This window comes from Streptomyces sp. NPDC002701, from assembly GCF_042889045.1.
Lineage (GTDB): Bacteria > Actinomycetota > Actinomycetes > Streptomycetales > Streptomycetaceae > Streptomyces.
Window position 1 is genome coordinate 1038126 of the sequence record NZ_JBIAQL010000001.1, and the last position, 6263, is coordinate 1044388.

A 6263-nucleotide genomic window follows, 5' to 3' on the forward strand; every position below is an offset into this window, starting at 1 on the left:
GCCGCTGGTCGGCGGCCGGTGCCGGGCGGCGGATCAGACCGGGTCGTACGTCCGCTCGACCTTCTGCGTGCCGCTGCGCGTGCGGTACGAACGGGCCCAGGACGCCGTCGCGTTGGTGGACGTACGGTCGGAGAGGACGTAGTAGTCCATCTGCGCCCGCTCGGCGGTGAGGTCCAGGACGCCGTAGCCGTGCCGGTCGGTGTCGACCCAGTGGACGTGCCGGTTGGCGGCCCGGATCACCGGTGACGCCAGCGCGGAGACCGTGCCCTCGGGGACCTTGATGATGTCGTCGAGGTTGTCGGAGGTCACCGACGTGACGACGAACTCGGTGGCGGCGGAGGCCGACAGCGGATACGTACCGGCGTCGAGGGGCACGTCGTTGGCCCAGGCCATGTGGATGTCGCCGGTGAGGAAGACCGTGTTGCGGATCGCGTTGTCCCGCAGGTGTGCGAGGAGTTCGCGGCGGTCGTCGGTGTAGCCGTCCCACTGGTCGGTGTTGAGGGCGAGGCCCTCCTTGGGCAGGCCGAGCAGCTCCGCGAGGGGCTTGAGGAGTTCGGCGGAGAGCGAGCCGATGGCGAAGGGGGCGATCATCACCGAGTTGCCGACCAGCCGCCAGCTGGTGTCGGAGGTGCGCAGGCCCGTCTTCAGCCAGTCGAGCTGGGCCCGGCCGGTGAGCGTACGGTCCGGGTCGTCCACCGAGCCGTCGCCCGTGGAGACCTGCTGCGAGCGGTACGAGCGCAGGTCGAGCAGCGAGAGGTCGGCGAGCCTGCCGAAGCGCAGCCGCCGGTAGGTGGTCCCCTCGATCGCGGGCCGGACCGGCATCCACTCGAAGTACGCCTGCCTGGCGGCCGACTGCCGGGCGGACCAGGCGCCCTCGGCGCCCTCGGTGTGGTTCTCGGCGCCGCCCGACCACGTGTCGTTGGCGAACTCGTGGTCGTCCCAGATCGCGATGACCGGCGCGGCGGCGTGCAGGGCCTGGAGGTCGGGGTCCGTCTTGTAACGTCCGTGCCGGGTCCGGTAGTCGGCGAGGGTGACGATCTCGTGCGCCGGCGCGTGCGGGCGTACGACGGTGTCCCGCGTGCCGTACTCGCCGGTCCCGTACTCGTAGATGTAGTCGCCCAGGTGCAGCCAGGCGTCCAGGTCGCCGCGCGCGGCGAGATGCCGGTACGCGGAGAAGTAGCCGGCCTCCCAGTTGGCGCAGGACACCACGCCGAAGCGCATCCCCGCCACGGCCGCGTCGTGGGCGGGGGCCGTGCGGGCGCGGCCGGCCGGTGAGTCGGTGCCGCCGCTGGAGAAGCGGAACCAGTAGTCCGTGGCGGGCCGCAGACCGCGGATGTCCGCCTTGACGGTGTGGTCGGAGGCGGCGGTCGCGGTGGTGGAGCCCTTGGTGACGACGTTCGTGAACGCCTTGTCCGTGGCCACCGTCCACTCGACCTGGACGTCCGGGCCGAGCCCGGAGCCGGGGGTGGCGTCGTCCGCGGGCGTCACCCGGGTCCACAGCAGGATGCCGTCCGGCAGCGGGTCGCCGGAGGCGACGCCGTGCAGGAACGCGGGGGCCTGGGCGGCGCGGGCCGGCAGTGCGGCGGCGAGCGGGGCGCCGAGCGCGGCGGTGGCCGCGGCCGCCTTGACCACCGTACGGCGGGTCGGGGCGGGGAGGCCGGGGCTGGAGTGGGATCTGATGCGACTGGTCACGGCGGATCAGATTACTGAGCGGTAGGACCCTTGGTAAGACGGCGGACATGAAGGGCGGGCGAACTCGCAGGAGTTCACCCGCCCCGAGGCCCCGCGCCGTCCTCCGCTACTTGGTGACGCCTGCGTCCTTGAGGGCCTTCTGCCACTCGGCGACCGTGCTGGGGTTCGTGATCACCTTGTCGTTGATCTTGATGGTCGGCGTCGAGTCGACGCCCTTGGAGTCGTCGAACGCCTTGCTCATCTTCATCGCCCAGGCGTCGTACGTGCCCTTCTCGACGGCGTCCTGGAACTTCTTGTTGCCCTTCAGTGCGTCCACCGTGTCCGCCACCTTGATCAGGTAGTCGTCCTTGGCGAGGTCGTCCTTCGTCTCCTCCGGGTGGTACTTCGCCGAGTACAGGGCGGTCTTGTACTCCAGGAAGGCTTCCGGGCTGACGTTCAGCGCGGCGCCGAGCGCGCTCACGCCGTTCTTCGAGCCCTCGCCGCCGAGATTCCCGTCCAGGAACGTGCCGAGGGTGAAGGCGAGCTTGTAGTCGCCGTCCTCCATGCCCTTGTTGACGGTCTCGCCGACGGTCTGCTCGAAGGAGGCGCAGGCCGGGCAGCGCGGGTCCTCGTAGAGGTGGACCGTGTTGTCGGTCCTGGAGTCCCCGACGACGATCGTCGTGCCGTTCTTGCCGCTGGTGTTGGCGGGTGCGACGACCTTCGCGTCGGCGGCCTCGTCCCACTTCGAGGGCTCACCGTTCTGGACGACGGCGTAACCGATGCCGCCGGCTATCGCGAGGACCGCGACGATCGAACCGGCGACGACGAGCTGCCGCTTGGCCCTGTCGCGCTTGGCCTGGCGCTCGCGCTCGACGCGCAGCCGCTCACGGGCCGCCGACTTCGCGGCCTGGCTGTTCCTCTTGCTCATGATCGTTCTCCGTGGTGATGGCAGGTGTACGTGGACTGGTGTGCTCAGGCGGCAAAGGCCGAGCACGGCGGTCCACGCCGTCCCAGGGAGTGCACGAGGAGCCGCGTACGCGTGGCGGCGACCCGGCGGGTGGGCCGCGGCAGCCGGCGCGCCGGGGTGCGGTGGACGGTCACCGCGGCGACCGCGACCAGCAGGGGGCGGAAGGTGGTGGCGGCGACCGCGTCCACGAACTGGGCCAGGGCCCGCTCGCCCCGGCGCAGCCACGCCGCCGCGAGGAGACCGACGCCGACGTGCGCGCCGAGCAGCAGCCAGGCGGCGCCCGGGTCGGCCTGCGCGAGCAGCGCCGCGGCGGGCGTGGCCTCGCCGCCCGTCACCCGGGCCAGCGGGGCGCCGACCTCGCCGCCGCACAGCACGTCGAGGCCGACCGAGCGCAGCGGGCCGGTCACCGGGCCGCCCGCCTCGCCGTAACAGGCGTGCTGGCCCGCGGTGAACAGCGTGTCGGCGGCCAGCTCCAGCGGGACGAGCAGGGCGGCGATCCGTCCGAAGCCGCGCTCCCGGCCCGCCAGCGCGTACGCGACGGCGAAGACGGCGCCGGCGAGCGCGGCCACGGTGGTCAGCGGCAGGGGGGCCCGGGACAGCAGCACGTGCGACGCGGTGCTGAGCGTCACGACCAGTGCCGTGAACAGCGCCGCGCGCACGGTTCTGAGCTGGGTCCCGGATATGTCCATAGCGGGGAAGAGTCTGTCACGTACTCCTGTAAGGGACCCCTAAAGGGTTCCTGTGGGTGTCCGGACGGCTACAGACCCGGAATCCGACCGTTACGGAACAGGTCCACGAAGATCTGGTGGTCGCGTCGCGCGCGGGCGCCGTACTCGTGGGCGAAGTCCACGAGGAGGTCGCCGAAGCTGTCCTCGTCGCCCGCGATCGCCGCGTCGATGGCGCGCTCCGTGGAGAACGGCACCAGCTCCGAGTGGCCGCTCTCGTCGTCCGCCGCGGCGTGCATCGTGGCGGTGGCCCGGCCGAGATCGGCGACGACCGCCGCGATCTCCTCCGGGTCGTCGATGTCGCCCCAGTCCAGATCGACCGCGTACGGCGAGACCTCGGCGACCAGCTGGCCCGCGCCGTCCAGCTCGGTCCAGCCCAGCCACGGGTCGGCGTGCGCCTGGAGGGCGCGCTGGGAGATCACCGTGCGGTGGCCCTCGTGCTGGAAGTAGTCGCGGATCGCGGGGTCCGTGATGTGCCGCGAGACGGCCGGGGTCTGGGCCTGCTTGATGTAGATCACCACATCGTTCTCCAGGGCGTCGGTGGCGCCCTCCAGCAGGATGTTGTACGAGGGCAGCCCGGCCGAGCCGATGCCGATGCCCCGGCGGCCCACGACGTCCTTCACCCGGTACGAGTCCGGGCGGTCGAGGGACGACTCCGGCAGCGTCTCCAGATAGCCGTCGAAAGCGGCCAGCACCTTGTAGCGGGTGGCCGCGTCCAGCTCGATGGAGCCGCCGCCCGGCGCGAAGCGGCGCTCGAAGTCGCGGATCTCGGTCATCGACTCCAGCAGCCCGAAGCGGGTCAGCGAGCGCGCGTCCCGCAGGACGTCGATGAGCGGGCCCTGCGCGGTGTCCAGCGTGAAGGGCGGCACCTCGTCGCTCTTGGCGCCCGTCGCGAGGGCGTGGATGCGCTCGCGGTAGGCCGCCGCGTACGTCCGGACGAGGGAGGTGATCTGCTCGTCGCTCAGCGCCTTCGCGTAGCCGATCAGGGCCACCGAGGCCGCGAGGCGCTTGAGGTCCCAGGTGAAGGGGCCGACGTACGCCTCGTCGAAGTCGTTCACGTTGAAGATCAGGCGGCCCTGGGCGTCCATGTAGGTGCCGAAGTTCTCCGCGTGCAGGTCGCCGTGGATCCACACCCGCGAGGTGCGCTCGTCCAGGTACGGTCCGCCGCTCTTCTCCTCGTCCAGGTCGTGGTAGAAGAGGTTGGCCGTCCCGCGGTAGAACGCGAACGCGGAGGCCGCCATCTTCCGGAACTTCACCCGGAACGCGGCCGGATCGGCGGCCAGCAGATCGCCGAACGCGGTATCGAATACGGCGAGGATCTGTTCGCCGCGCTGCTCGGCGCTGAGCTGCGGAACCGACATCGCTGGGTGCCTCCTGGTGCAGGTGGTGCATGACATGGGGGGCGGAACGTGCCGCCCGGCGGAACGGATGTCTCCGTCACCGTCCAACGGACGGAGGTTCGCGGGAGTGCCCGTTTCCCCCGCACGAAGGTACGGGGGAGGGGCCTCCTCGTGTCAGTGCTCAGGCATAGACTTCGTCGCTGTCCCCCAGACTGTCCGCAGCCTGTCGGGAGCCCGTCGACGCCAGTTCTTCTTGGAGGCCGAAACCGTGTCGAAGCCGCCGTTCACGCACCTGCACGTCCACACCCAGTACTCGCTGCTGGACGGTGCCGCGCGGCTCAAGGACATGTTCGACGCGTGCAACGAGATGGGCATGACGCACATCGCGATGTCCGACCACGGCAACCTCCACGGGGCGTACGACTTCTTCCACTCGGCCAAGAAGGCGGGCGTCACGCCGATCATCGGCATCGAGGCGTACGTCGCCCCCGAGTCCCGGCGCAACAAGCGCAAGATCAAGTGGGGCCAGCCGCACCAGAAGCGCGACGACGTCTCCGGCTCCGGCGGTTACACCCACAAGACGATCTGGGCGGCGAACAAGACGGGGCTGCACAACCTCTTCAAGCTCTCCTCGGACGCGTACGCCGAGGGCTGGCTGCAGAAGTGGCCCCGCATGGACAAGGAGACCATCTCCCAGTGGTCCGAGGGCCTGATCGCCTCCACGGGCTGCCCCTCCGGTGAGCTGCAGACGCGGCTGCGCCTGGGCCAGTTCGACGAGGCGCTGAAGTCGGCCGCCGAGTACCAGGACATCTTCGGCAAGGACCGGTACTTCCTGGAGCTGATGGACCACGGCATCGAGATCGAGAGCAGGGTCCGCGAGGACCTGCTGCGGGTCGGCAAGAAGCTGGGCATCCCGCCCCTGGTGACGAACGACTCGCACTACACGTACGCGCACGAGGCGACCGCGCACGACGCGCTGCTGTGCATCCAGACGGGCAAGAACCTCTCCGACCCGGACCGCTTCCGCTTCGACGGGACCGGTTACTACCTGAAGACGACGGACGAGATGTACGCCGTCGACTCCTCGGACGCCTGGCAGGAGGGGTGCGCGAACACCCTCCTGGTGGCCGAGCAGATCGACACGACCGGCATGTTCGAGGCGAAGAACCTCATGCCGAAGTTCGACATCCCCGAGGGCTTCACCGAGGTCACCTGGTTCCAGGAGGAGGTGCGCCGCGGCATGGCGCGCCGCTTCCCCGGCGGCGTCCCCGACGACCGCCAGAAGCAGGCCGAGTACGAGATGGACGTCATCATCCAGATGGGGTTCCCGGGGTACTTCCTCGTCGTCGCCGACTTCATCATGTGGGCCAAGAAGCAGGGCATCGCGGTCGGCCCCGGCCGTGGCTCCGCGGCCGGCTCGATCGTCGCGTACGCCATGGGCATCACCGACCTCGACCCCATCCCGCACGGCCTGATCTTCGAGCGGTTCCTCAACCCCGAGCGCGTCTCCATGCCCGACGTCGACATCGACTTCGACGAGCGCAGGCGCGTCGAGGTGAT

The 6263-nt window shown here is 70.3% G+C and carries 5 protein-coding genes; 1 reads left to right on the top strand and 4 read right to left on the bottom strand.

The window, feature by feature from the left end; translation table 11 throughout:
- Positions 1 to 33 precede the first annotated feature (33 nt).
- The 4 genes from ACFYXC_RS04435 to ACFYXC_RS04450 all read right to left on the bottom strand — a co-directional run bounded on the left by ACFYXC_RS04435 (position 34) and on the right by ACFYXC_RS04450 (position 4724).
- Positions 34 to 1692, bottom strand: a complete 1659-nt coding sequence (locus tag ACFYXC_RS04435) for an alkaline phosphatase D family protein (protein WP_389546666.1) — start codon at positions 1690 to 1692, stop codon at positions 34 to 36.
- 106 nt (positions 1693 to 1798) lie between these two features.
- Complete coding sequence (locus ACFYXC_RS04440) at positions 1799 to 2599, bottom strand: DsbA family protein (RefSeq protein WP_389546669.1); 801 nt, start codon at positions 2597 to 2599, stop codon at positions 1799 to 1801.
- Between the two features lie 44 nt (positions 2600 to 2643).
- On the bottom strand, positions 2644 to 3327 hold the full coding sequence (locus ACFYXC_RS04445) for a hypothetical protein (protein WP_388919707.1): 684 nt from the start codon (positions 3325 to 3327) through the stop codon (positions 2644 to 2646).
- 68 nt (positions 3328 to 3395) lie between these two features.
- Positions 3396 to 4724: a DUF2252 domain-containing protein gene (locus ACFYXC_RS04450; RefSeq protein WP_388919710.1), complete on the bottom strand. Its 1329-nt coding sequence runs from the start codon at positions 4722 to 4724 to the stop codon at positions 3396 to 3398.
- Positions 4725 to 4971: 247 nt separating this feature from the next.
- Between ACFYXC_RS04450 and dnaE the strand changes: the two genes are divergently transcribed.
- Positions 4972 to 6263: DNA polymerase III subunit alpha (gene dnaE / locus ACFYXC_RS04455; RefSeq protein WP_389546674.1), on the top strand; the 1292-nt coding region annotated here is incomplete at its 3' end.

Coding starts and splice junctions, on each gene's coding strand:
- ACFYXC_RS04440 (WP_389546669.1), bottom strand. CDS start 2,599: ATGAGCAAGAGGAACAGCCAGGCCGCGAAGTCGGCGGCCCGTGAGCGG.
- ACFYXC_RS04445 (WP_388919707.1), bottom strand. CDS start 3,327: ATGGACATATCCGGGACCCAGCTCAGAACCGTGCGCGCGGCGCTGTTC.
- ACFYXC_RS04450 (WP_388919710.1), bottom strand. CDS start 4,724: ATGTCGGTTCCGCAGCTCAGCGCCGAGCAGCGCGGCGAACAGATCCTC.